At 70.1% G+C, this 24935-nt stretch carries 23 protein-coding genes; 16 read left to right on the top strand and 7 right to left on the bottom strand.

What is annotated here, in order from left to right:
• Window positions 1-54: 54 nt before the first annotated feature.
• Window positions 55-2406, top strand: coding sequence for an ATP-binding protein (locus tag J2S66_RS10020; protein WP_310306520.1), 2352 nt, complete (start codon window positions 55-57; stop codon window positions 2404-2406).
• Between the two features lie 64 nt (window positions 2407-2470).
• On the opposite strand, the gene J2S66_RS10015 is transcribed toward J2S66_RS10020, so the two are convergent.
• Window positions 2471-3721: a cytochrome P450 family protein gene (locus tag J2S66_RS10015; RefSeq protein WP_310306518.1), complete on the bottom strand. Its 1251-nt coding sequence runs from the start codon at window positions 3719-3721 to the stop codon at window positions 2471-2473.
• Window positions 3722-4620: 899 nt separating this feature from the next.
• Here J2S66_RS10015 and J2S66_RS10010 point away from each other — a divergent pair.
• Window positions 4621-4998, top strand: coding sequence for a helix-turn-helix domain-containing protein (locus tag J2S66_RS10010; protein ID WP_310306516.1), 378 nt, complete (start codon window positions 4621-4623; stop codon window positions 4996-4998).
• Between the two features lie 260 nt (window positions 4999-5258).
• The gene (locus J2S66_RS10005) at window positions 5259-5612 is read left to right on the top strand and encodes a hypothetical protein (RefSeq protein ID WP_310306513.1); all 354 of its coding nucleotides are present in this window, start codon (window positions 5259-5261) and stop codon (window positions 5610-5612) included.
• A gap of 317 nt (window positions 5613-5929) precedes the next feature.
• Here J2S66_RS10005 and J2S66_RS10000 read toward each other — a convergent pair whose 3' ends face one another.
• From J2S66_RS10000 to J2S66_RS09980, 5 genes are all read right to left on the bottom strand, one after another.
• Window positions 5930-6829: a hypothetical protein gene (locus tag J2S66_RS10000; RefSeq protein WP_310306512.1), complete on the bottom strand. Its 900-nt coding sequence runs from the start codon at window positions 6827-6829 to the stop codon at window positions 5930-5932.
• 128 nt (window positions 6830-6957) lie between these two features.
• Entirely contained in the window at window positions 6958-7665 is a 708-nt protein-coding gene (locus tag J2S66_RS09995) for a DUF3558 domain-containing protein (RefSeq protein ID WP_310306510.1), read from the bottom strand.
• A gap of 26 nt (window positions 7666-7691) precedes the next feature.
• Window positions 7692-7913, bottom strand: coding sequence for a hypothetical protein (locus J2S66_RS09990; protein WP_310306507.1), 222 nt, complete (start codon window positions 7911-7913; stop codon window positions 7692-7694).
• 477 nt (window positions 7914-8390) lie between these two features.
• Window positions 8391-9461, bottom strand: a complete 1071-nt coding sequence (locus J2S66_RS09985) for a hypothetical protein (RefSeq protein WP_310306505.1) — start codon at window positions 9459-9461, stop codon at window positions 8391-8393.
• A gap of 37 nt (window positions 9462-9498) precedes the next feature.
• Entirely contained in the window at window positions 9499-10317 is an 819-nt protein-coding gene (locus J2S66_RS09980) for a YczE/YyaS/YitT family protein (protein ID WP_510184959.1), read from the bottom strand.
• Between the two features lie 648 nt (window positions 10318-10965).
• On the opposite strand from J2S66_RS09980, the gene J2S66_RS09975 reads away from it, so the two are divergent.
• The 4 genes from J2S66_RS09975 (at window position 10966) to J2S66_RS09960 (ending at window position 14075) form a co-directional block, all read left to right on the top strand.
• Window positions 10966-11826 (top strand): hypothetical protein, encoded by an 861-nt coding sequence (locus tag J2S66_RS09975; protein ID WP_310306501.1) that lies wholly within the window; start codon window positions 10966-10968, stop codon window positions 11824-11826.
• 32 nt (window positions 11827-11858) lie between these two features.
• Entirely contained in the window at window positions 11859-12254 is a 396-nt protein-coding gene (locus J2S66_RS09970) for a hypothetical protein (RefSeq protein ID WP_310306499.1), read from the top strand.
• Window positions 12255-12503: 249 nt separating this feature from the next.
• Window positions 12504-13004, top strand: coding sequence for a DUF6355 family natural product biosynthesis protein (locus J2S66_RS09965; protein ID WP_310306497.1), 501 nt, complete (start codon window positions 12504-12506; stop codon window positions 13002-13004).
• A 129-nt stretch (window positions 13005-13133) separates the two neighbouring features.
• Window positions 13134-14075, top strand: coding sequence for a L,D-transpeptidase (locus J2S66_RS09960; protein WP_310306495.1), 942 nt, complete (start codon window positions 13134-13136; stop codon window positions 14073-14075).
• A 38-nt stretch (window positions 14076-14113) separates the two neighbouring features.
• On the opposite strand, the gene J2S66_RS09955 is transcribed toward J2S66_RS09960, so the two are convergent.
• Window positions 14114-14443: a hypothetical protein gene (locus tag J2S66_RS09955; RefSeq protein WP_310306493.1), complete on the bottom strand. Its 330-nt coding sequence runs from the start codon at window positions 14441-14443 to the stop codon at window positions 14114-14116.
• Between the two features lie 354 nt (window positions 14444-14797).
• Here J2S66_RS09955 and J2S66_RS09950 point away from each other — a divergent pair, with 354 nt between their 5' ends.
• The 9 genes from J2S66_RS09950 to J2S66_RS09910 all read left to right on the top strand — a co-directional run bounded on the left by J2S66_RS09950 (window position 14798) and on the right by J2S66_RS09910 (window position 24933).
• A complete protein-coding gene (locus tag J2S66_RS09950) occupies window positions 14798-15376 on the top strand; it encodes a hypothetical protein (protein WP_310306491.1) in 579 nt (192 codons plus the stop codon).
• Window positions 15377-15899: 523 nt separating this feature from the next.
• Window positions 15900-16187, top strand: coding sequence for a helix-turn-helix domain-containing protein (locus tag J2S66_RS09945; RefSeq protein ID WP_310306489.1), 288 nt, complete (start codon window positions 15900-15902; stop codon window positions 16185-16187).
• Between the two features lie 865 nt (window positions 16188-17052).
• Complete coding sequence (locus tag J2S66_RS09940; RefSeq protein ID WP_310306487.1) at window positions 17053-17997, top strand: conjugal transfer protein; 945 nt, start codon at window positions 17053-17055, stop codon at window positions 17995-17997.
• Window positions 17997-18284: a hypothetical protein gene (locus tag J2S66_RS09935; RefSeq protein WP_310306485.1), complete on the top strand. Its 288-nt coding sequence runs from the start codon at window positions 17997-17999 to the stop codon at window positions 18282-18284. The genes J2S66_RS09940 and J2S66_RS09935 overlap by 1 nt, the downstream gene beginning before the upstream one ends.
• Window positions 18281-18703, top strand: a complete 423-nt coding sequence (locus tag J2S66_RS09930) for a hypothetical protein (protein ID WP_310306483.1) — start codon at window positions 18281-18283, stop codon at window positions 18701-18703. The genes J2S66_RS09935 and J2S66_RS09930 overlap by 4 nt, the downstream gene beginning before the upstream one ends.
• Entirely contained in the window at window positions 18700-21336 is a 2637-nt protein-coding gene (locus tag J2S66_RS09925; protein ID WP_310306481.1) for an ATP-binding protein, read from the top strand. The genes J2S66_RS09930 and J2S66_RS09925 overlap by 4 nt, the downstream gene beginning before the upstream one ends.
• The gene (locus J2S66_RS09920; protein ID WP_310306479.1) at window positions 21333-21779 is read left to right on the top strand and encodes a hypothetical protein; all 447 of its coding nucleotides are present in this window, start codon (window positions 21333-21335) and stop codon (window positions 21777-21779) included. The genes J2S66_RS09925 and J2S66_RS09920 overlap by 4 nt, the downstream gene beginning before the upstream one ends.
• Complete coding sequence (locus J2S66_RS09915) at window positions 21776-23860, top strand: hypothetical protein (protein ID WP_310306477.1); 2085 nt, start codon at window positions 21776-21778, stop codon at window positions 23858-23860. Before J2S66_RS09920 ends, J2S66_RS09915 begins: the two co-directional genes overlap by 4 nt.
• A gap of 23 nt (window positions 23861-23883) precedes the next feature.
• Entirely contained in the window at window positions 23884-24933 is a 1050-nt protein-coding gene (locus tag J2S66_RS09910; RefSeq protein ID WP_310306475.1) for a hypothetical protein, read from the top strand.
• The last annotated feature ends 2 nt before the right edge of the window (window positions 24934-24935 follow it).

Below are 24935 nucleotides of genomic sequence, written 5' to 3'. Positions count from 1 at the left end.
CCTGTTCAGGAGCAGGCAGCCGTAGACGTCGCGCTCGGCACCGCGCTAGCGGACATGACCACCTTTATCGGACGCCGCAAGCTGCTCAAGACGACGATGGAGTTGCTCGGCACGATGCGCTTGGTGACATTGACCGGAGCGGGCGGTGTCGGGAAGACGCGGCTGCTGGAGCGCCTGGCTGCAGACCTGGCAGAGGGGTTCGACGAAGTCGTGCTTGTCGCCTTGGCGGGGCTCAAGGCCACGGAGGATCGGCTGGCGTCGACGATCGCCGAGGCGCTGGGTCTACCCAACAACTCCCCCACTCCGGCGGCGGCGAGGTTGATCGAGGCCTTGTCGACGCGGGGAAAGGTGCTGCTCGCACTTGACAACTGCGAGCATCTGTTGGGGAGCGAGCCGGGTGCGGGGCAGGTACCGCGGCTGCTGCGTCACCTGTTGGCGGCTTTGCCACGACTTCAGGTTGTGGCCACGAGCCGGGAGAACCTCGGTGTGCTGGGCGAGCACATCGTGCCCGTGCCGCCGCTGTCGGTGGCGAACAACGACTTCGCCTGCGCCGAGGAGTGCTCCTGCTGCGCGCCGGAGGCGGTTCAACTGCTGGTGGACCGCGCTCGGGCGGTCGGAGTGGAGATTCCGGCGGCCGACTACCCCGTGGCGATCGAACTGTGTGAGGCGCTCGACGGTATTCCGCTGAACATCGAGTTGGCGGCGGTGCAGTTGGAGACGATGACACTGCACGAGATGCTGGCGCAGCGCCGGGCGCTGCTGGACACGCTGGTCGGCGGGGATGCCCGCCAGGAACAGCACCGGTCCGTGCGTGCCACGCTGGACTGGTCCTACGGGTTACTGGCCGAGCCGCTGCGGCAGATGTGGGCGCTGCTGTCGGTGTTCGCCGGCGGGTTCGGCCTGGACGCGGTGGCTGCGGTGGCGGAGAGCCGTGGTATCGACCGGGCCGAGGTGCGGTCGCTGCTGACCCGGCTCAAGCGCAAGTCCTTGCTGGTGGTCGACAAGCGCGGGGCGAGTACGCGATTTCGCCTGCTGGAGACCATTCGCCTCTACGGCGAGGAGTTGGCCGAAGCGTCCGGGGAGTCGACAACGCTGCGCAGCGCGCACGCGCAATACTTCCTCTCGCTCACCGAGCAGGCGGCCGAGCGGTGGTTGGGGCCCGACGAGGTGGTGTGGATGCAGCGCGTGCGCACGGAATTACCCAACATCCGCGCGGCGCAGGAGTTCGTGCTGGCGGCGGGGCACACCCGGTCGGCGCTGCGGTTGACGGTGAACACCGGACGCAGCCGGGCGCTGGTCTTCGCGGGCCGGATCAACGACGGCCGCGACATGATGGCCACAGCGTTGGACGAATCGCCCGAGACGCCGACCGTGGATCGGCTCAGCGGCCTGTCGCTGGCGGCGTGGCTCGCGTTCATCCAGGGCAGTCAGGCTGTCGCGCTGCCGCTATTGGAACAGGCCGAGGACGGAGCGCGAGCGCTGGAATGCCAAGACACGTTCCCTCCGCTGCTGTACGCGCGGGCGACTCGATTGTGGCTGATCGAGGAAGACCCGACTCTGGCCCTGGGGGCGGTGGAGGGTTACGGGAAGGCCGAACGGGCGTTCCTGGCCGCGGGGTGCGAGGGCGACGCCTTCATGGCGTTGATGTTCGGCGCGATGAGCGCGGCGTTCGTCGCCGACGGCGACACGGCCTTCGCCTGGTGTCGGCGCCTGCTGGCCACTGCCGAGAAGGCCAAGGCCGAGTGGTCGGTCTCGTGGGCGTTGTGGACGTCGGCATTGGCCGAACTGCTGCACGGCGATCCCTGCGAAGCGCTGGTCCTGGCTCGACGCACGCTGCGGGTCCAACTGGCGATCGGCGACACGTGGGGGCCCGCGTGGACGAAGTGGCTGCTGTTCCTGGTCGCTGTCGAGTTGGGCGACTACGAGCGCGGCGCGCAGTTGATGGGTGCCGCCACCGCCGCCCGCAAGCTCACCAACGCCTCGATTTTCGGGCTGTTGCCGTGGCTGCGGGTGCAGCAACGGGCCGAGAACAAGGCACGGGGTGAGCTGGGTGACGAGGAGTTCGACATCAGCGCCGCGTTGGGCGAGCGCGTGGCCGCCGACGGGGTGATGGCGCTGGCCTCCGAACTGCGCGGACGGCCGATGGTGAACGTCCGCCGCCCGGCGGAGTTGTCCAGGAAGGAGTTCGTGGTCGCGTCGTTGGTGGCCCGGGACATGAGCAACCGGGAGATCGGCGAGGCCTTGGAAGGACTGTCGCACCGCACGGTGGAGGTCCATGTCTCGAACATCATCCGCAAGCTCGTCGCCGAGCACCCCGACCGCGGGGTCAAGCGCCGCCAGCACATCCGCGACTGGTTCCTGGGCCTGTCTGCGGACGAGATCGCTGCCGGGCTGGCCGAGGCGTAAGCACGTGGGGCGACACGATCGGCCTCGTGTCGCCCCACCTGGAGTCGCTGCCTCGTTCGGTCGTCTAACGTCGGCTGCCGAGTACGGGGAGTTCTTCGATGCCGGCCATGATGGCGCTGCGCTGCGGTCGGAGCCGCTGCGGTTCGACCGCGAGCCGAGCGCCGGGAAACCGGGCGATGAGCTCTCCGAGGGCGATCTCGGCTTCCATGCGCCCCAGGGGTGCCCCCAGGCAGTGGTGCATGCCGTAGCCGAAGGACAGGTGCCGGCGCGCATCGCGACGTTCGATGTCGAACACGGTCGGGGCACGGAAAGCCTCGGGGTCGCGGTTGGCGCTCATCAGCGACACCAGGACGATCTCCCCGGCCGGGATCTCGACGCTGCCGTAGACCACCGGGGCCGCGGTGACCCGGTGGGTCGCCATGCGCACCGGTGAGTCGACCCGCCACACCTCCTCGATCGCCTGGGGAATCTTGTGCGGGTTGTCGGCGAGGTGGCGCCACACCCGGGTGTCGGACATCAGCCACCGCGCGGCTTTGGTGATGGCGTTGGTCGAGGTCTCGTGACCGGCGACGATCATAAGGAAGATCGTGCCCATCAGCTCCGCGTCGTCGAGGCGGTCGCTGTCGGAGCCCTGGAGCAGGGCCGACAGGAGATCGTCGCCCGGCCGCACCCGCTTGGACCTGATCAGTCCGACGAAGTAGTCCTCCATCGCCCGCGACGCCGGGAGCAGGCGCGCGGGGTCGTCCTCCATCAGCGCGGCGGTCCAGCCTCTCAGCTGCTCGTGGTCCTTTGTCGCGACTCCCGTCAGCTCACCGATCACGGTGAGCGGCAGCGGAAACGCGAGACCGGCGACCAGGTCGAACGGCTCGTCGGCGGGGAGCGCGTCGATCAATTCCCGGGTCAGGTCGAGAACCCGGGGGCGGAGTTGCTCGATCCGAGTGCGGGTGAACTTGTCCGCCAGGAGACGACGCAGGCGACCATGGGCCGGTTGGTCCTGGAACAGCATGTGTGGTCGGAACATCCCGGACAACTCGGTCGGCAGCCCGGCGGCGCGCAGGTGCCGCTCCATGACCGGACGGATGAGGCGGGCGTCCTTGCTCAGGTGTGGGTCGGTCAACGCGCGGCGCGCGTCGACATGGCGGCTGATCACCCACACCGGCAGGTATCCGCCCACCTGGGTGCGGTGCACGGGCTCGCTTGCCCTCACCTGGTCCCCGACTTCGAGCGCCTGCTGCCAGTAGTCCTCCTCGAAGAGGCGGACCTGCGTGTCGGTCTGCATTGCCAGTCCCCCGTTGTCGTGATGCTGCGCGTCCACGCGCGGAGCACCGGATCAAGCCATTGGGATTAAGTATCGATAAGGCGACGCGGAAACACATCAGGGAAGCCACGTAGCGGGCTGTCGGACCACGTAGCAGGGCACTTAGTACACCGCGTGCGACCACGTAGATGGATAGCGGGTTACTTCCACGGACTCCACGTCCCGTACGGGATGAGATTTCCCGAACGACAGGATATGGATCCACTTATTATTCACATGTGAATTCCGGCATTTCAGGGCGACCCGGCCGCATTGTAGGGGTACCTCAGACAGTTCCACCCCAGGGCACGTCACGCCGTCAAGGAGACACGGGCGAGCTGCGGATCCGCTTGCAACGTCGTGAGCTGGCACTACGGGATGACGGAGCGCGATCTACGAGATGGTTGCGCCTGAAACTACGGGCACTAGGTGACCACTCGGTTCCCATCCGTCGACACCTTCGGACATTGCGTTCACGTTGACATGAAATACGAGTGACATATGCTCTCGCCTGTTGACAGACAGGAACCGGAATCCCGGATGGTTGCGCTTGGAACTGCAGCGCTGGACGGGTCCAAGCACAGTCGTGAAGGTGTGACGGTGCACGAAGTGACGTGGGCAACCCTCACAGAGGGCGAGCGTGTTGATCGATCGCCCAACGCGGTGCAGGAAGGGTGCGGGAGGTTGTCTACTCATCGGTGACCGCGCCGGCATCGTGTCGAATCGCTCGGACCTGCCCGCGCGGCGGATGCGGCGCGAATCGTCACCGTCGTGCACCGGTCATCGGACCAGCGGGATGCCGGAGGTGTCCCGAGGTGACGTCTGGTGCGCCCTCGAGGGCGCGTCGTGTCTGTTCGGCCGGAAGTAAGCGGCGAGCATCGGAGTGCTGGTCGCGTGTGGGACAAGGGAGGGATCACGTGTCGTTCACCGGCGAGGGCCGCGGCAGGGACCGGCGGTCCGACCATGCGCAGGGGGAAGCGCAAGCGAAGGAGGAAACGCCGCAGAACAGGGACGAGGCGGGCGACGTGGACGACGTCGCCGAGAACGCAGGTCGGGGCTCGGTGCTGGAGCGGGCTTTCCAGGTGCTGGAGCAGGTAGCCAGTGGTGCGCGGCCGTTGAACCTCACCGAGATGAGCCGCGCGGCCCGGTTGCCGTTGCCTACCACGTATCGCTTGGCGAAGTCGTTGGTGAAGCTGGGTGCGCTGGAGAAGGACGCCGGACGCTACAGCCTCGGCCCTGTGTGGTTGGAGTGGTGCGGGATGGCCGAGCGGGAACACCCGTGCACGCCGAACTGATGGAGGGCACCTTCGATCGGCACTCCGGGGGCAGGCGCCTTTCGCGATCGCGAGACCGTCCCGCCGCTCCCTCGACGTGGCCGTGGTGGGCTGCGGAGCTGAGCGGTCGAGCCATGCGGAACACGACGGCGACGAGCACCTGGACCGGTCTGCGGAGAAGCGCTACCGGCGTGTCACCGAGGCGGTGGTGCGTGCGGGATTAACGGAGGGGGGGCGGTGGAGCGATCCGGGCCCTTCGGGCTCATGCCGACGCGCGGGAGTTGGACGAGCTTCTGGCGTGGATGGTCGAGACGGCGATCGCGTGTCTGGACGACAATGCCGGGCTTGTGACCGCGGTGAGGTCCATGCGGTGCGGCCACTGCGGAGAGGCGGTGGAGGACCTCGGGCGGGTCGATGAGGCGATGCAACTGACTGCGCGGGCGTTCGAAGCGGCACAGTGCCGTGACCACGCCGAGGTGCGCTCGTCCGTCTCGTCCCTGCTGGACGTGACCGACACCGACAGCCGCAACCGAGGGCTGGTGTGGGTGCTGGGTGTGGTCGTGCACTGTGTCGACGCGGTCCTGCACCGTGCAGGACGTCTTCCAGTCGGTCCCGGGCATGGTGACGAGCGATAACGAGCTGCCGCTGGTGGTTCGACACCCGGTGTGTGGAACAGGACGAGGACCCCGGCGCGGCACCCGCGATGTACCTGCGGATGTCGGCCGGGGTCTTTGCCGCGACAGCGGTGACGGATGTGCTGTTGGCGTTGTGCCGCGACGGTGTTGTGACCGGTCGCCGCGGCGGTCTTGTCCGGTGCTCGCCGTGGTGCTGTGGCGTCGCGCGGGCGCCGTGTCCGTGTCAGGCGGTTCGCGACGGCGTGACCCGTTCGATCCCGAGGCCGGAAGTGGTGATCGGTCGCGGCGAGTCAGCGTCGAGCGGCACTGGTTGCCGGTCAGCGTTGCAGGACGATGGTGCCGGCGCCGGCCGACGCCAGCGCCCCGCGTAGATCGTCGGGTATGGGCACGCACCCCTGCCCGTCCACTTGCCCCAGCGGTGAGACCCGGGGCAGGGCGGGCATGACGGGTGCGCCGAGGATGCCCGTGCAGACCCGGTCGGCGTCGATCAGAAGCGGCTGCCAGATGCGGGACAGCCAGCCGTCACCGGTCGTGGTGGGGGTGACCGCGACGAAGGTGCGGGGTTTGGTGGCCGAAGCCGCTTCCCGCAATGCGGTGTCGGTGGTGATGCGGCCCAAGCGGGCCAGCACGGTCACGCTGCCGTGGGCGTGATCGATGTCGATGCGGTGGTGGGACTGCGACAGCACTACCGTGTGGTCCAGGTACAGCCAGCCGGTCGGCGCACTGCCGTCGTCGAGCGGTCGAGTGGGCAGCAGGACGCGGGCCCAGCCGGGTCGGCGCTGTACGACCGGGACCCAGGTGGGCGTGAAGACCTGTCTGGGGGCCAGGCGTGCGATCGGCCGGCCGCCGGGTGCGTCGTACACCGCGGCGGTCGTCGTCGGGTGCAGCACCTCGGGACCGGGGTCGCCGGCCGGGTCCGGGTCGGCGGGCGCGTGCTGCAGGGACTGCCCGATCACGGCGAGTGGAAGCCCTGCGAGCTGGTCCCCGTCCAAGCGGTGCGGAGCGATCGCAGCCGGGTCGGGTGCGGGTGTGGTGGTGCTCGGTGCCGTCGTGGTCGAGGTGGTGTCGACCACGACTGTGGTGGTGGCGGTGATCGTGGGCCGCGAGGTGGCGGCGCTGTCGTCGTGGTCGCGCAGCAACAGGACCAGGATGGTCAGCGTGGCGGAAACAGCGACGAGCCGCACCAGCGGACTGCGCAGCGTGGCGAGTGCGCGCAATCGTGTCGGTGTCAGGGGTCGCATGGGCAGGGTCGTCTCCGTCGCCGTGACCGGCACCTCGTCGGGGACGGCGACCGTGTCGGCGGCGACGTTTCCCGATGAGGAACGGATTCGGGGCCGTTGCCGGTTCACGGGGTGGCCCCGGCGATCGTGTCGGCGACGGTGCGGGCGATGACGCAGGTGTCGATGTCCGGGAACCGGCCGTTGGTGAGGCTGACGCCGCCGACACCGTCGGCGAGCTGGATGATCGCGGTGCACAACGCGTTGCCCTTGCTGTCCCGGCCCGGTTTGAGTACGCCCTGCTTACCGCTGTAGGTGGTGGCGGAGGAGCCGGTGTGGTCGGCGGGGTTGGCGGAGACCTGGCCCGGCCGTGCCCAGACGATCAGTGCGAGGAAGTCCTCGCCGGTCTCGCCGCTGGCGTTGCCGTGCTCGTCGACGGTGACCTCGACGGTGTCGCCGTTGTCGTAGCGGCATGCGACCGCGAAAGGATCGTCGTTTCGTGGTGGGCGCAACACCGGCTTCGTGTCGGCCTTGGTGGGGCGTACCTCGGCGGGGAATGCCTGCCAGCCGATCGCGCACGGATCGTAGGGAGCACCCACGCTCGCGGCGTCGACGCGTTGGTCGAGGTCGCCCAGGACGATGGGCGTGTCCGGCCGATCCGACTCCGCTGGTGCCGCCGATCCGGGAGTGGGGGTTGTCGCGGCGGTCGACGAGCCGCCGGGGCCTGCTGTGCTGCTCGCCGGTGTGGCGGTGCCCGGGATGGTGCTGGTGCAGGCAGTCAACGTCGCTGCCGCAATGGCGGCGAGCGTCAGCTTCGTGAAGGTGGTGCTGCGCATAGGGGGTCCTCCGTGTCTGCGGGTGGTCATCGCGGGTAGAGCGCGTCGAGCAGGGCGCCGGCCAGGTCGTCGCGGAAGGCGATGCGGGTGCGGTCGACCGGGGTGGTGGAGGGACGTCCGCGCGGTGGGTGCTGCTCCAGGTGGATCGGCAGCACGCCGGGCCGTTCGGCGTCGCCGTACGGGACGAGGGTGATCTGCTTGCCGTCGTGTCCGACGCCGTCGGAGTCTCCGGTCAGGCCGGTAGTCATCGCCGGCACTCCGGCGATCGGTGCTTGGCGGGGTGAGGGTGGCGAGGTTCGGACCGGACCGAGATCGGGCCAGGTACTCGCGCAGCGGTGCGGCGCCGAACAGGCCGAGTGTGATCGTGACCTGGTTGTTGGCCGATCACAGCTCGTACCAGGTGGAGTCGGTGGCGTAGCGGTGGAAGCCTCTCCTCGGCCGCTGTGGCCAGGTCTGGTCGGGCAGCGCGCTGCACAGCGTCTGCGGACGCACGGCCTCGTCTGACGCCCTCGCCTTGAACAACTGCCCGCCCGTGGCCGGTTCCGTGTGCCGCTACTCGCTCCAGGCGTCCGGGTCGGATACGCGGTCACACACGGCGGATCGGGAACCGTCGCGACACGACGCGACACCGTCCGCCCGAGGTCGTGCGATGCCACCCGTGGTGGTGCAGGCGGACGGCGTCCTGACGTCTACCGGGAGCACGGCTCCGCGAAGTCGCGGGTGGTTCACGGTGCGCCCACCGCGGTCAGGATCTTCTCGATCAGCTTCTTCGACTGCTGTTCGCAGTCGGGGGTGTCGATCCGGACGATCTGCACCGCCGGAAGTGCGTCGTCGTCGCGGTGGTCCTCGACGATCGCGGTGTCCGGGTCCCAGACCGCGACCGTGCGGCACTGCCCGGCGCGCATGCCCGTGACCGCCTGGTAGCCGGTGATGTCTGCGGCCTGGTACTCGTCGGGCGAGACCGCCAGGTTACGTGCGGGGTGCTCGGCGACACCGTAGACGACGGTGACCTCGCCGGCTGCGCTCTTGCCCGTGGGGTTGCCGGTGCCGCCGCTACCAGGGCCGATGCTGCACTCGTAGACCTCGCGAGGCTTGATTTCCACGTCGGGCCCGAAGTCGTCGACCACGGCGATCAGTGCCTGGCACGGGTCGCGCAGCGCCAGCGGCAACGCGGGCTGCGTGTGGCCCGCACCATGGCGAGGCAGGTCACGCCACCGGTCCGCGACCTGTTCGACGTAGTCGCGGGTGAAGTCGCACACCGGCCGTACGACGTTGTTGCGGTCGTCGGGATGCACGTCGAGCACGACGGCGTAGGTGTCGTCCAGCGGGCGGGCCAGCTCGCAGGAGGGCAGCGGTGCGCCTTCCTCCTTGACGTAGAACTCGACGCCGCCGATCTGCTCGAGGGCCGCTTCGTGACGCAGTGCGACGTCGTACTCCCGTGCCACCCGCAGGTACATCGTCCAGGTGGAGTTGAACTCGCTCTTGTGCAGCCGCAGGGTGCAGGTGTCGAAGCCGTCGTCGGAGGGCATCAGTTCGTCGGCGGTGCTGCCCTCGCCGGACGCCTTCTCGGCCGCGGCGGGGTCGTGCAGGGCGCAGGCGTCGATCTCCCGGTAGTGGGCGTACGCCTCTGCTGTGGACCGCAGGTCTTCCGGTATGGACGGGTTGATCTTCGCTTGTCCGGACGGGTCCGGTGTCGAGGTGGATGTGGGCTGGTCGGATGGTGCCCCGGTGCATGCCACCGCCGCGAGCGCTACGGCGCACAGCAGCGAGGTGGCCCGGAAGAAACCGCGCGACATGGATGTCCTTACAGATTGACAAAGCGCGACGAATGGGTCAGCGCTTGAGGTGGTGGGTGGAATCAGTGACCGGCCTGTCGGGTGTCTGTGCGCGGCCTGGCCGTGAGCGGTCCCGCTCGGCGGTGTCGGTCCCGGCGTGCCGACAGGGCTCGGTGGGCGACTCCGGTCGGGAGGTGGGCGAGGGAGGAGCGTGACGCGGCCTGCCTGTGTCGCTGGGCACGGACGTCGTAGTCGACCTGCTCGCCCGGCGCAGCAGGACGGCGATGGTCGGTCCGAGCCCGCCTGCCAACAGCAGTGATCCGAGGCCCACGGTGCCGTCGAGGACCGCGGCGACAGGCCCCAGGGCGAGCCAGCCCGCGGTCAGGCAGCCGGTGTCGACGACGATGCGGATCACCGCCGGGCGCATCCACGGTCGGCGGCGGTGCAGCTCCAGCATCAGGTCGTCACGCGGCAGCGTGCCCATGCCGGCCTCGAGATAGAGGGCGATTCCCACAGTGAACAGGGCGGCACCGACCGGCAGCAGCACCAGTCGCCACCCCCAGGTCGGTTCCGGCAGCAGCGCCAGAGCCGCATCGCACACCACCGCGGGCACCGTTGCGGCCATGATCGTCCCCGCACCTGGCCGCATCCGCAGGGGCAGGTAAGCCAGCAGCAGGATCGCCTGCACGGCGAGGAACGCGCCGCCCATCGTCCAGCCGGTGTGCCGGCTGATCGCGGCATGGAGCACGTCGAGCGGCAGCAGGCCCAGCTTCGCGCGCACCAGCAGCGCGATGCCCAACCCCATGAGCACGGTTCCCGCCGCCAAACGGAACAACCGAACTGAACGTGCCGGGAGGGCTCGATCGGCCCCGGTCATGCCTGCACTCGCTCGGCCGAACCGTGCCTGACGATCGCAGGACGCGGTGTGACCGCACATCGAACCGGCGGACGCATGGATTCTGGAGCTGAATTACGCATGACTGTCCCCTTCTCGTTTCGCCGCATGAAGGCCGACATGCGAGGGGGACGCCGGCCGCACACTCGACACGATAGCCGACGGAGAACGGAGAGGGAATTATTTCACCGGCAGAAATCAGACGCGACCGTCACGGCCGCACCGGTTTCCATTGAACGAAATAAGCACTTTCGCGACACGGAAGTGTTTCACCGAACAAAAGCGGTAGCGCCGCCCATGGCGGAGCATAACCGCAGTTAGAGGACCTATTTTACCCGTCTTTGATTTTTCTCGTGACGCAGCACCGGGTCTGTGTCATCGTTTTGTCAGCGACAGTGTTAGTTGTTGCTGCCGGCGAATCCGAAGAGCGCGGTCGCGTCTGAGGTTCACCCTCGTGACGTAAGGCGCCTTCGCAGGGTGATCCGCCTTTGTTCGGTAAGTGAATCGCTCGTGGACTGCCAGGGGGACGGCTGTCGCACGAAGGGCAGGCAGAGCGGTCGAACGCGGCCTGCCGACGGGTGGAACAGGGGGGAACCAGTGGAAACACGTCGAGCGCGGTGGCGGCATACCGTGGAAGGGCAACTGTTGGTGCTGCTCGGGCACCGGTCCGACCCGGTGCCTCAGGCGCTCACCGAACGCCTGCTCGGTGACGGAACACAGCAGCCGTTGACCGCGAACGCCGCCGATGACCTGCTGCTGCTGGAGGCGGCGCTGCGGCGGGAGTCGGCCGGGGCGTCGGAACGGCTCGACTCCGCGCAGAGACGCATCACGACGGCCCGGTCCGCGGCACAAGTCGACAGCGTCGTGCTGGAGCAGGCGGTGGCCGACCACACCCAAGCCGTGCGGCACCTGGAACACGCACGTGCCCTGGTCGAGGGCCTCCGCGAGTTCGTGGTCGGGCTCGATCCACCCATCGGCGCGCTACGGGCGGCTGCCGACGGTTGGTGCCGCTCACCGGACGTACCCGCCCAGGTGGTCGTCTTCGGCGACGAAAGCACGTTCCTCGCCCTCGACCCCCGGCGGGCCGCCACCACCGGATTGGGTGTGTTCGTCCTGGACGGAGTCGAGGAGTGGGGGTGGGCCTGGCGTCGTGACGGCGATGACGACGACCTCTCCCCCGCCCTGCAACCCGATCGGTGCGGGCAATGGGTGTTGGGTTACCTGCCCTCCACCCTGGAGATCTACGCCGTCCTGCGCGGAGCGGGACTGCCGACGAGGATCTGGCTGCTGGGCCGGGACTTCGCATCCGATGCCGCACACGCCCTCCTCGACGGCCTGGCCCCCCGGATGGGGCAGCCGAATTCGCTGATCACGGCGGCGGGGACGATCCACTCCACGTCGCTGTGGAGGTCACGCGACAAGACGGTTCCGCTGTCGGAGTCGATGTTCCGGGACGTGAACGTCCCGGCCTGCGAAGGCGATCCGCGGTGAGGCGTCACCGGCGCGCCGGCGTCCTACTGGGTGTGTCCAGCGGCCTGCTGACGATGGTCGCCTGCACGACTCCGCAGGCGGAAGACGTCTCCGCGCCGGAGTCCACGCGCGCCGAGCACCCGGATCCACGGGTGGCCACCTCGGTGGTGGTCCCGTCGCCGCAGGCACGAGGATCGGTGGTCATCGTCGCCGGACGTGTCGACTGGACCGCTCACCGGCCCGGATGCGTGGTGCTGGAACTGCCCAGCGGGCAACGCTTCCAACTCACGGGCACCACGGCCGACGACGGCGAACGCCAGGGACGAGCCGGTGCCCGCCCCACGCGGCAGGACGTGCGCGCCACCGGGCACATCCCGCCTGTAGGTGCCACCTCCTGCGGCCCGATACGCGCCTTCTGGGCACACAGTCTGACCGCGAACGGGAACTGAACCCGTTCGACAGCAACACCCCACTTCCGCCGAGTACCGGTCCGCGCGCCAACGCCCCGCTCGGCGGCAACCACAGAGCACCGGCCCCGCCACGCGGGTCGGCATCTCACCGCCGGATGGCAGGTGAGCACAGGACTGCCGGTCACTCCCGATCGGCGGGGTGTGCCGCGCCCTCGCCCAAGCCCAGAACCCCCTGGGGGCGCGGCGAGCGGCGCGGCACACCATCCCCACCGGAAGCAAAGGAAACCGATGACACGCACGTTCGTCATGCGTCTGCTCGGCATCGTCGGCCTCGCACTGGGACTGACGATGACCGTCAGCGCCGCAAGCGCCTCGGCACAGATCGCCATGGGCGGCCCCTACGGACCCGCCGGCGAGAACGGCCCACAGTCCCAGATCCAGACCCGCCCCGATGTCCTCCAACCGCCCTACTCGACGCCCGGCTCGCAGATCCAGAGCACCGACGCCCCGGCCTCGCAGATCCAGAAGGGTCCGCAGAACGGCGCGGTGAGCACACAGGGTGTGTCCGCCGCGGCGTCGTGCGGCTTCTTCATCGACACCAGCGACCGCCACCACGCGAAGTACAACCACTGCGGCTGGTCGCCGAGCATCAAGATCAGGGTCAACTTCTGGTACGGCTGGAGCACGCGCGACATCTGGGTGGGCCGCTACAACACCAACCTCTCCACGCACTGGCAGCTCCAGGGCGCGGGGATGGTCACCAACGCGTGGTGCGTCCAGAACTGCTGATGCACCGCCGTCCTCCCGTTCACTCAGCAGTGGCAGGGGATGCGTGCACCGCCGTCGTCGGGGGCGTCCGGCGCACCACGTCCACTGCCTCCCATCCGACCGTCCGTTCCTCACCGAGGAGGTGATCACGTGCGCCACGGCAGGACGACCGACCCCGCGGACACGGCCGCATGCCGTAGTCGAGCTATCGCCCTCTGCGGGTTCGCACTGTCCGTCCTGACCGTGGCCACCTTTGCTTTCACGGCTGTCGAGGACCGGGGACACGGCCAGTCCGTCCCCGGTCCCTCGACCGGCCGGCAGGCGGAGCAGGCCGCGGAGGCGGCGGGCGGCGATGAGGTCTCACCGACCCCCCTGCCGGTATCCGAGGAGCGGCTCGCCCTGCTGCCGCAGGCCGACACCTTCACCGAGGTAGTCGGTGCGCCACGCGATCCGGCGCCCGAGCAGGCGGCGAACGGCATGGTGGCGCACCCCACGCGCACCATCGCGGCGTACTCGTCACCGGGTGGCGAACCCGTCGCCGCGGTGCCCAGCACGCAGCCACTGGGCATCGAACCGGCGCGTACCCGCGTCGACACCTGGCTGCCGGTGCTGGAGCGACGACCGGGCTGGCTACTGGTCGCCCTGCCGTCACGGCCCAACAACAGCGTGGCCTGGCTGCACCTGGGACCGGAGACCACGCTCGCCACGATTTCCTACCTGATCACCGTCGACCGGGCGACCTTCACCATGGCGCTGCACCGGAACGGTCGCGAGATCGGCCGGTGGAAGGTCGGGATCGGGGCCGCGAACTCGGTCACCCCCGCAGGGCGAACGTTCGTGATCGCGGTGCTCCACGACCCCGTCGCCACCTACACCCCGGTACTGCTGGCCCTGGGTTCGCACTCCGACACCTACACCACCTACGGCGGAGGACCGGGCACCGTCGGCGTTCACGGCTGGCCCGATCCGACCGTCCTCGGCACCGCCGGCTCCGACGGCTGCATCCGCGTCCCCGCCGACGCGCTGCACGCCCTGACCACCACCTACAACGGAAGTCCCATACCCGCGGGAACACCCGTGATCATCCGCTAGCCGCTCACCACGCCAGGCCCTGGCTATTCGAGAGCCCTTCACCGACAAAGAGAAACCGTGTCCACCACGAAGTCCGCCCGCCTCACCCTGGCCGGCATGGCGGCCGGTGCGCTCATCACCGGCACCGCCGCTCTGCTGACCTCCACCGGCCCATCCGCCGAAGCGGCAGGCGCGAGCATCCCACCGACCACCACGACGACAACCGCCCCTCCCGAACCCACGACCACAACGCCCCAGCCGACCACAACCATCCCCAAGCCGACCACCACGACGCCCCGACCCACGACCACCCCGTCGACGACAGCATCCGACATCCCCGCACCGAGCAGCCCGCCGACCGGATCACCGACGACCAGCGTGGTCGTCATGCCCGCACCCGCACCGGTGCTCGTCACCGCCCGGCACCCGGTCACCGGATGACCACCCCTCAGCCCATGGCCCGCCCTCACTTCCCAGGAGGGCGGGCCATGCCCCTGCCCCTACCGCCGATCCTCAGGCAGGAGTACCACCATGTCCCGCGTCGGCACCGGCACGCACGCCGGCACTGGAACCGACACCGCCACGAGCGTGATCAGCACCGGCGGTGCTGAATGCGTCCACGCCCGCGGTGGCCTGACCTCCTGCGCTGCCTCGGCCGTCACCAGCCCATCCGAACACCGCCGGGCCCCGCCTACGAGAACGAGGGCCTTGTCGAGAGCACCACCGCATGGAAAGGACAGTCAGTGATCCATACCGCGTCCGCGGTCGCCGCCGACGACCTGCACGCCCGCGCCGACCTGCTCGCCCGCGCGCTGCGCGTCGCAGGCCGTTTCACCGACGCACTGTCCTGGTGGGTCGGCTACGGCCTGCGACGCACGCAGCGGGCACCCGACCAGGCACACACGCTCGACTCGGACGAGGCGCTGCTGCTCGACCTGCCCGCCGGACGGAAGGTCGTGCGCCGCGACGGGTTTCTGGTGCCCGCCGTCGGCGAAGGCCGCGAGCCGTTGGCCGCGGTCACCTCGCTGGTCCAACTCAGCAGGTTGGGGCTGAGCGCGGCGCAGCGTGCGAGTCTGCATGACGGTGCCACGCCGATCGGGGTGCTGGCCGGGGACGCGCACCGCGCTTGCCACTTCGTCACGGTGCTGGACACCGAGCCCGAACCCGAACAACCCGCTTTGCGGGTGCGGGCGACGCTGGTCAGTGGTGGCAGGCCCGCCGTGCTCACCGAGGAGACCGTGTTCTGGCGAGCCCTGCTGGCCCGCACGCCGAGTTCCGAACCGCGGGCCGTGCCGCTCTTCGCGGCGCGGGCACAGTGGTGAGCACCGTGGCCGCCCATCACAGCGCACCCGCACCCGCACCCGCACCCGCACCCGCACCCGCACCCGCGAGCCGTACATCCTGATGCCGCAGGGCAAGCAGGTGTACCGATCAAGCGGTTGTGCGGCGACGTGCCGGTATGAGCGGGTCGTCCTGTGCAGGGCGTGGTCATGACTTCCCGGTGAGCCGCACTCTGCCACGCGTGCAGGTGGTGGTGCCCCACACTGCGGCCCGGGTCCTTTACGTCGCGTCGCCCCGATGGCGCGACTCGGCATGCCCGATTCCGGCGTGATCGAGATGGAGTTCGCTCACGCCCCCCTGGCCGCGTGAGGAGGCCTTCGTGGTGACCGATCGGACCACGCCTGCGCAAGCGCATCGGCGCGCGGACGTTGCACGCGTGACGAGCGCAAAAGTCCGCACACCGATCCGGGCATGGCCGACAGGGCACACGACCTTGCTGATCATGGAAGAGGCCGCCGGGGCGCCTGGAGCGCCGGAAGCCAGGGCCGACCTCGGAGTAGTTCGATGACCGGTGACAAGCGTGCTCCGGCCCGGCCCGTGATGTCGGACCACGATTCCTACCTGGAGCGCTGCCTGCGTGTGTTGGAAGCCGTCGCCCCGCAACCGGCGCCGTCGACGTTGGCCCGGATCAGCGAGCTGAGCGGCCTGCCGTTGAGCACGGTCCACCGCCTCGTGCGGGTCTTGGAGGACAGCGGCGCCGTGCAACGGGTCGGCCGCCGCTACCGGATCGGTGAGCGACTGGTCGCCATCACCGCCCTCAGCACCCTCGAACGCTGCGACCAGACCCGGTAGGCGACGTCGCCACACGGTGTCATCGACAGGCGGTGTCGACACGCTCGTGTCAAATAGGACGGAAAGCGGGCACGCGAATTCCACGTGCCCGCTTTCGGCATATGAAATGACCGGCAATGCGAACGGTCGGTAAGTCGCCTACGCCCCCACGGCTCGACGACTCACCGACCGCTCGTTCCCCCGACAGTGCACGATCAAGATCGTGCACTGTCGCCATCATGGCATGCCACCGGGCTCAATGCACTACTTCGAGCGCGCGAATCAAAGTTTCAGTCCACGAAATACAAGTTCCCGATGCGCGGGAAAAATTCGTATGCGAGGCGGCCGGACAGTTATGGTGCCGGTATCGCTCCGCGCGTCCAGGTTGCAGTGGCGTCATGATGCGGTGTTCACAGGGGGCTTTATGTGTGCTTTTTCGCGAGGCCGTCGACCGTCCGGAGGCCGGGTCATGGCAGGTGATCTGCTGTGGCGGCTGATGGCGGGTAAGAACCACCGCGAGGTTCGCGCCCGCAGACGTACTCGTCGCGCCGGCACGGCCGGGCGGCCCGACGACGCCATTGCCGGGGTCGACGACGGATGGGGAGGCGCGGTCACCGGTCGACCGGTATCGCCGGGCGGCTCCCAGCCTCGACCGACGGCGTGGACGCCCGCCGCACCCGGTCCTCCACAAGCGCCTGGTGCGCCATCCGGTGCTGCTGCGCTGTGGAGGCCACCTCACCCGATGGCGTCACCACAGGCTCCGGCTCCGGCACCTCCCTCCGGTGTCGCACCGCCACCACAGCGGGCTTCCGCGCGGCAGTCCGCCTTCGACGTGGTCGACGGTGTCCGTGAACCGTGGTGGACGCGGATACGTCGCCTGGTCGTATTGGGCGCGGTCACCGTGCTGACGGTGCTGGGCGCGGTCGACGTGACCGTCACCGCGGTGGGCTTCATACGCCCGCCGCCATCACCCCCGGCAGCCGGGATTCCCGACGAAGTGCTCGACGGGGTCGCCGAGGGCGTGGCGGTGGACTACCTGTCCTGGGACACCCGCGAGCGGGAGCGACGCGAACAGGTACTGCGGCGGTGGGCGTTACCCGACCGTGAGGTCGACGGGTGGGACGGACAGGGTCGTCAGTCCGCCGACAGCCCTGCCGTGCTCGCCCGTGAACGGCGAGGCGTCGACCAGGTCGTGCTGACCGTACGGGTGCGGGTCGTGCCCTACGCCCCGGACGAGCAGACGGGATCGCAGCCCCCGCCACCGACGCAGCCGCCCGCGGAGGAACCCGGCACCTCGTCACCCGTCACCGACCCCGGCGTCGCGGCCGCGCAACCCGCACCCACGGACCCGCCGGGCTGGCGGGCGCACCCGGCACGCTGGCTGGTCCTGGCGGTTCCCCTCGCGCGGCACGACGGCCGTGTGCTGTTGACCGCGCCTCCCGCTCTGGTCGGCGACCCCGGCACCACACTGCCCGAACCCGTGCCCGCGGTCGAGGCGGTCAGCGACGACCGGTTCACCCGTGAGACCAGGCAGGCCGTGCAGAGCTTCTTCGAGGCGCTGGCCACCGGCGAACTGGACTTCGTGCGCGCTCCACGCGCACGGATCGCTTCCTTGCACAACGCGGCTGTGCTCGTCGAACTGCGGCAGTGGCGCGGCATGCAGGCACAGCCGGGTGCGCCTGCGGAGCAGCGCACGGGGGTGGCGAGCGCGGTGTGGCGGGTCGCCGAGAACGCCGGACAACTGACCTGTGCCTACCGCCTGAACCTGCACCGCCAGGACGACCGCTGGCTGTTGGCCGGCATCGACACCGACACCGGGAAAGCACCGTGATGAATACCGCGACGACCATCCTGACCGCGCTGGAGTTGGCGCAGACCCAACCGTTGCAGCAAGTCAACCTCGACGGCATCAAGAACGCGATCTTCGCGCTGCTGGGCGTGCTGTTGATGATCGTGCTCGGGGTGCGGGCCTTCTGGTCCTACATGGAGGACAAACCGGGCAGGATGGTCGCGCAGATCATCGCCGCGATGGGGTGCGGGGTGTTCGTGTTCTTCCCGGACACCGCGGAGAACATCCTCAAGGGCGTCATCCAGTCGGTCGTGGGCGGCACCGCATGAGGCTGCCCACCGACACCGTTCACCTCAAACTCCAGACCCGCCAGTACGAGCTGTTCGGCCGCTCGCTGGGACGTGGCGTGCAACGGCGTGTGCTGCTGATCGGGGCCGCGAGTACCGGCCTGTGGTGGGCGGTACTGCTGTTGCTGGGCATGCCGGTCCTGCACCGCCTGTCCCCGTTGCTGTTCCTGGTGCCGCCGGTGGTGTTCGTGCTCTACGGCACCCGGCGCGACGATACCGGCCGGATGATGCTCGCGGCCTGGCGTGACCGGCTGCTGTTCCGCGCGCCGGTGCGACGCAGGCCGATCGGAAACCCGCTGCTGTACCTGGAAGGCCGTCGGATGCATCCGATCCGTCTGCTGGTCACCGCCTGCCTCGTCACCTCTGTCTCCGAGCGTGATCGGGAAGGTGGTGCGTCATGACGCGCAAGGGACAGAAGGCGCGTCGGATCACCGATCCGCCCGCCGCGCCGCTGCTGATCCAGGACGGCGTCGAGGTCACCGACGACGCGGTGTGGACGTGGGCGCAGATCCCGGACGGCTCCACCGAGCTGATGGAGGACGCCGAGCTGGAGGCCGCGACCTGGGCCACCGCGGCCGCGATGCACACGCTGCTGCCGGTCGACGCCGAATACCACCTCAAGATCATGTGGGCGCGGTACTCGTCCGAGGACTACCGCGACAGCTGGACGGCGCTGTCCGGGGTGCGCGCGCCGGGCGCGGACTACTACATCGAGCTGGGCGCGCACCGCATCGCACGCAACAGCGAGGTCGGCCACTTCCGCCGACGGGTCGTGCTGCTCGGTGTCCGCTGGCCCACCGGTGAGGCCTCCTCGCCGTGGGAACGGCGCCGCCGGACCGTCACCGCGCAGCTGCGTTCCCGCGCGGCGGTGCTGCGCGACGCCCGCGACCGCGTCGAGGAACTGGAGCCGGCCGTGCGGCGCTGGTTCGGCCAGGTGCGTGACAGCCCTCTTCGGGGTGTTCCGGCGCCGGCCGCGACGATCGCCTGGGCCTACGCCCGCGAGCTGCGCCGCACCGCCGACCTCCGCCCCGTCGGCGAGGACGAGTTGTCCGGTGCTCGGCTGGTGTCGCTGATGCACGGCGACGTCGTTCCCAGCCCTGACGGCCGCTACGTCACCACCCGGGACGCGGCCACAGGTGCCACCCGGCACGTGGCGGTGCTGGTGCCCGCAGTGAACGGTTTCCCGGCCGACGAGCTGGAGATCCCCGGTGGGGAATGGCTTGCGCTGTTGACCGAGCTGACGGACGTGGAGGCGTCGGTGCGCGGGGTCAACCACGGGCGCACCGGTTCGTTGGCGCTGCTGCGCACCGGCCGCAAGTGGACCAGGTCGCAGTCCCTGGAGGCCGGTGAGGCGGGCACCGCCGCGCCGGAGGAGATCGACGAGGCCGAACTCGCGCTCGCCGAGCGTGATCGGGAGGTGCGGCGGCGCGTCGACGTGCTGGTGACCTCGCACCCGCGGTGGGTGGTGCACGCCGAGACGGTGGAGGAGTTGACCGACCGCGTCGAGGCGCTGCGCCGCCGCTACACCGGCATCGTCGCCCTCGAACCCGCCCCCCACATCCAGGACCTGCTGTGGAAGGAACTGCTGCCGGGCGACCGGGTGCGCGTGCCGGAGTTCGGGCAGGTCCAGCCGATGCGCACCCTGGCCGGGAGTTGGTTTCACGGCGGCTCGACGGTCGGGGACGCCGGCGGTCCCTACATCGGCGGCAACCTCGGTGCGACGCCGGGACCGGTACGGCTGCACCTGGTCTCCCGCACCGCAGACGACCGGCGGATGCCCACGACGATGTCGTTCACCGGCCGCTCCGGATCGGGCAAGAGCACCGCGGTGATGCTGACAGTGCTCGCCGCGCTGGCCGAGGGCGCCTGGTGCCTGCTCGCCGACCCCAAGGGCGACCTGGCCGGCATCGTCGAGGTCGCCGACCGCGTCCTCGGTGTCCCGGTACAGGTCCTCGACGTCACGACACCCGCCGCGGCCGGGTCGATGGACCCGATGCGGTGGACACCGACCGCCGACGAGGCCCGCGCCCTGACCCTCGATGCGCTGCTGGGCGTGCTCAGCGGCGAGGACCGTCGCGGCAACGAGGCGGTGCTGGAGGCCGCGATCGACCGGGTCCTTGCCCGGCCTCGGGAGATGTGGTCGGCCACCGCCGTGATCGGCGAACTCGTCGCCACCCCCGGTACCACCCCGGCCGCGCAGGCGGCGCGGACGCTGGGCGAGACGCTCTCGGTGCGCTCCCGACAGTCCGGTGTACGCGCCGTGCTGGGCACATCGGCAGACGGTGCCGTCCCCATGCTGTCCGGCCGCGGTCTGGTCTACCTGCGCCTGGACGGCCTGGGCCTGCCGCAGCCCGGGAGTCTGCCGGAGCAGTGGACGGTTCCGCAGCGCTGCGCGATGACCACCTTCCGGACCTCCACCGCGTACGCGCTGATGCAGTCGCGGCACGTGCGGGAGCTGATCAAGCTGGTCGCGCTGACCGAGCTGCACCGCATCACCACCTACCCGGAAGGCCGCTCGCTGGTGCAGTGGCTGGCCCGCACCGGCCGCGCCCTCAAGACCTACCTGCTGCTGGACTCCCAGTCCGCGGTCGACATGGCCGCCATCGAGGGCCTGGTCGAGCAACTGGTCATGTCGGCCGCGTTCGAGGCGTTGGGTCGGGAGGAACAACAAGCGCAGGCGGTGCTGTTGCACAGGCCCGACGCCGGTCCGCGCCTGCGACAGGCGCAGGGCATGGTGGGGCCGGGCGAGTGCGTGATGCGCGATCGCCACAACCGGCTCGGTTTGGTCGTCTTCGACCGGCTGACCGAGTGGATCGCCGACACCTTGTCCACCGACGCGGCCGAGGACTCCGCCGGCCTCTACGCCTACGACATTGAACCGGCGGACATCGAACCGGCGGACATCGGCCTCCGCGACGACCGCGGGGACGACCACGGCAACGGGACACCGGTCGACGGCACAGCGCCGGATGAGGCCGCTGCCCAGCGTGGTGTCGAGGGTCTGCGCGCCGACGAGCGGGAGCCAACGCGGTGATCGCCATGCTGCCTTCTCATGCGTCAGCCATGCGGCGTCGCACCGGTTGGTCCACGGCGGCGGTATCCGCGACCGCGCCAGCGATCTCGGCGGCGTGGTCCGGGACGCCATCCTCGGCCCGCGCGGTGCCGCTGGACATCGCCGATCCGGTGTCGGTGGCGTTTGCCTTCGCGCAATGCCCTCAAGTGCACGACCCGAACGCCTGCACGCTCACGGTGCCGCGATGGCGTGCCCGGCTCGGCCGTCACGCGCGCTGCCTGCTCGCCGAGCGGCGCCTACGACCCGAGGTCCGGGTGCCCAGTGCGAGCAGGGCCGCCGCAGCCACGGTCGCGGTGATCGCGGTCCGTGCGCACGACCGGGCACTCCGGCAGATCACGGTCAGCCTCGTCCCGGCCGGGGACCGGTGGTTGGTCGACGCGACAACGCCTGTGGAGGGGCGATGAGCAGCCACGTCATGTCCGCTCGGCTCATCGGTGTCGTGCGCGACGCGGTCCGGTGCGCGCTGCTGCTGGTGGCGCTGGTGCGGGAGCGCGCCCCGCGTCCGCTGCGGTGGCTGTGGACCCGGCCGGAGCGCATGACGACCCTGGCCTGGCTGGTGGGGCTGCTCGTCGCAGGGCATGCGCGCGGCGCGATCGCCGACGACGTGATCAGCGGCCCGGACCTCGCCGGTAGCGGCCCGAGGACGCTGTTCGAGACCTACTCGTTCTCCGATTACGGCATCACGGTCAAACCCGATGACTCGGTGTCGGGATGGCTGGATGTCGCGTTGCCGGTGTACCAGATCATGGGCGTGATCACGCTGCTGCTGGTGTGGCTCGTGCTCGGCGTGCTGGAAGGCGCGCTGACCTTGCTGGAGTGGCTGCTCAACCTCACCCTCTACGCCGAATCCAGCGACAGGATCGACCAAGCGGTCAACATGGTCGCCTACCACGTGTTCTGGCCGCTGATCATGGCCACCGTCGCGATCGGCGCGGTCATGACCTACGCCCGCTGGCGCGGCGAAGGCCGAGGCTTCGCCACCGACCTGGGCTGGGTCATCGCCACCGCCGCCACCGCGATGCTGTTCGCCTCCGGCCCGTCCACCGTGATGACCACCGTGGACGGGGCCCGGCAGCAGATCGCCGACGGGGTCATCGCCGGATCCACCCAGTTCGTGGCCGCCACGAACAACCCCACCGGATTTCCGACCCCGCCGATCACCGACGGAAGCCCGCACGCGGGCACACGGCGGCTCGTCGACAGCATGTGGTCCAACTTCGGCGCCACACCCTGGTGCCTGGCGCACTTCAACTCCCTGGACGTCTGCGGCAAGGCCGGTCACCACGCGCTCGCGAACGACGACACGTGGAAACGGTGGATGGCAATCCTCGACGCCCAGGGCGCCGTGCCGGAGTTCGGTCCCCACGGCGACTACATCCGCGGACAGGACCCGGCCCGGCTGGGCATCGTGCTGCTGCTCGCCCTGCTGGTGCTGCCCTTGGCGCTGCTGCTGATCCGCCTGGTCATCGCCGGGCTCAACGCCTCGGTCGGCCTGTTGCTCGCCCTGGTCGCCGGGCTGGTGTTCCTCACGCTGTGGCCGATACCCGGCTGGCCCCGGGCGACCGGCACCCGCTACCTCGTCTACACCGTCGGCCGCAGCCTCCAGGCGTTGACCATCACCACGACGGTGTCCGGCGTCACCGTCACCTCCACGATCATCGTCACCCTCGTCGGCCACCACGGGTTCTTCATCGTCACCGTGCTCACCATCGCCCTGATGACCTCGGCGGGGCAGATGCAGACCTGGATGGACTCCCTCACCGGCGGCGAAGGCGCCCGCACGATGGGTGTCGGTTCCGCGCTGATCGCCCGTTCGGTGGCGCGCACGGCGGTCAAAGCGGTAGGCGGCGTCACCCGTGTCGCCGCCGGCGCGGCACGGGTGGCGGGAGGAGCGGCGATCGGCGGAGTCGGCCTGGCCACCGCTGCGACCCGCGCGGCCGGTAACCGGTTCCAGTCCCAGGCGGGCACGGCGGCGGACATCGACCGCGGACCGGTCCAGGCGAACGCCACCCGGATCGTCCCGTCCACCACCGTGCAGCCCTACGCGCCCGGTCCGGGCGGACGACGCCCGCGGCCGCACGGAACCGGCCCGGTCACCGCGATCACCTCCGGGCCCGGCCTGGCGGTGCGGCCGAAGCCGAGCCCGCGTCCTGACCCGGAAGCACGATCGGGCGCAACGTTCGACGCCGAACGGGCCACCGCGGTCGGCCCGCGCCGCTGGGTAGCACCGCCCGGCGGAAGCGGCACCGAGCAGGCCACCGGCGACACGCACCGGGTCTGGGTCATCCCGCCGGGCGGGCGCGGGCTCGCCGCGCCGGACAAGACCCCGCCGCCGCCTGCCCGCAGTCGTCGTGGTGTCCACCGGATCAGCACCGGACGTCCGCGCCCGGCCCGACAGGTGAAGCAGGACGGTTCGGATGCGGCCCGGACGCGTCGTCCGCGTCGTACACCCGGACGCCGACGTGACGACACCGACACCGGCTGACCAGCGAGAGGAGAGCAGCACCGATGGCACATCCCGATCCGGCACGCGACGGCTCCGAGCCGTACGGGACCGCGCCGTCCAGCCCTGTCGGCGGCCGGCTCGATGACGACGCCGATCATCCGGTGCAGGTCGCACGACAGGTACGCCGCGCACTGTGGGGACGTGACCTGCTCGGCCCCCGGCCCGGCTGGTGGCCGTGGGGCTCGGGTGGCCGTGCCCGCGCCCAGCGGCGGCGCGAGGTACGCGCGCTCGGCGCGCAACGGCGCGTCGAGCTGCACCGCCGGTTCGCCCACGGCCACGACCAGGGCGGTGACGCCGTGCGCGTGCCGTGGCGACCCATACCGGCCAGCCGGAACATCGCAGCCCTCGCCGCGGTGGCCACCGTGGTCGCCGCGGTGGTGGCCGTGGCCTGGTCGAGGGGCGACGAGCCAGGCGCCGTGGAGGTTCCGGGTGAACCCCGTGGTGAATCGGCGCCCATCGAGGCGCCGCCCACCACCTCGACGACGTTGACGGTTCCGCCTTCCGTCGTCATCCCGTCGTCCGCGTGGTCGTTGCCGGAGCAACCGCCCATCCCGCCCTCCGGCGTCGCACCCACACAAGCCCACCCCCGGACCGCGACGGACCCGGCGACGATCGCCGTGATCACCGCTCCACCAGGCCCACCGGCACGCCGGGAACTGGCCGATCCGCAGGACGCAGCGAGGGCGTGGCTGGCCCGGTGGTGCCCGTTCAACACCGGCGAGGACCAGTTCGGCGACGCCGAACGGCGAGCCCTGCCGGCGATGACGGATGTCGCCTGGTCGCTGTTCGACCCCACCGGCGACGAGCGAACCGCGCGAAGCTGGGAACAGGCCGGCGCGGCCGGAGAGACCGGAAGGTGCTCCGCGCCCGTCGCCCAGGTCGTGCCCAGCGCACCCCGCACCCCGCAGCGGGTCGTGGTGCGGGTCGCCGCCGATCGGGTGATCACCACCGCCGCAGGGGGACGCTACGTCGAGTCGGTGTCTTCGACCCGGGTCATGCTGCGCCAGGCCGACGGCACGTGGCGGGTCGACCTGGCCGCGGTCGGTGGTTGAGG

This window comes from Saccharothrix longispora, assembly GCF_031455225.1.
Lineage (GTDB): Bacteria > Actinomycetota > Actinomycetes > Mycobacteriales > Pseudonocardiaceae > Actinosynnema > Actinosynnema longispora.
Note: the sequence above shows the minus strand (reverse complement) of the source record. Positions and strands in the feature narration are given on the sequence as shown.

Coding starts and splice junctions, on each gene's coding strand:
- J2S66_RS09990 (WP_310306507.1), bottom strand. CDS start 7,913: ATGACTACCGGCCTGACCGGAGACTCCGACGGCGTCGGACACGACGGC.
- J2S66_RS09955 (WP_310306493.1), bottom strand. CDS start 14,443: ATGACGACCACGCTGGTCGTCGGTGATCCGGTCGGCGGGCTGCTCGGT.
- J2S66_RS09965 (WP_310306497.1), top strand. CDS start 12,504: ATGACACGCACGTTCGTCATGCGTCTGCTCGGCATCGTCGGCCTCGCA.
- J2S66_RS09910 (WP_310306475.1), top strand. CDS start 23,884: ATGGCACATCCCGATCCGGCACGCGACGGCTCCGAGCCGTACGGGACC.
- J2S66_RS09995 (WP_310306510.1), bottom strand. CDS start 7,665: ATGCGCAGCACCACCTTCACGAAGCTGACGCTCGCCGCCATTGCGGCA.
- J2S66_RS09930 (WP_310306483.1), top strand. CDS start 18,281: ATGAGGCTGCCCACCGACACCGTTCACCTCAAACTCCAGACCCGCCAG.
- J2S66_RS09980 (WP_510184959.1), bottom strand. CDS start 10,317: ATGACCGGGGCCGATCGAGCCCTCCCGGCACGTTCAGTTCGGTTGTTC.
- J2S66_RS10020 (WP_310306520.1), top strand. CDS start 55: ATGACCACCTTTATCGGACGCCGCAAGCTGCTCAAGACGACGATGGAG.
- J2S66_RS09985 (WP_310306505.1), bottom strand. CDS start 9,461: ATGTCGCGCGGTTTCTTCCGGGCCACCTCGCTGCTGTGCGCCGTAGCG.
- J2S66_RS09945 (WP_310306489.1), top strand. CDS start 15,900: ATGACCGGTGACAAGCGTGCTCCGGCCCGGCCCGTGATGTCGGACCAC.
- J2S66_RS09925 (WP_310306481.1), top strand. CDS start 18,700: ATGACGCGCAAGGGACAGAAGGCGCGTCGGATCACCGATCCGCCCGCC.
- J2S66_RS09935 (WP_310306485.1), top strand. CDS start 17,997: ATGAATACCGCGACGACCATCCTGACCGCGCTGGAGTTGGCGCAGACC.
- J2S66_RS09915 (WP_310306477.1), top strand. CDS start 21,776: ATGAGCAGCCACGTCATGTCCGCTCGGCTCATCGGTGTCGTGCGCGAC.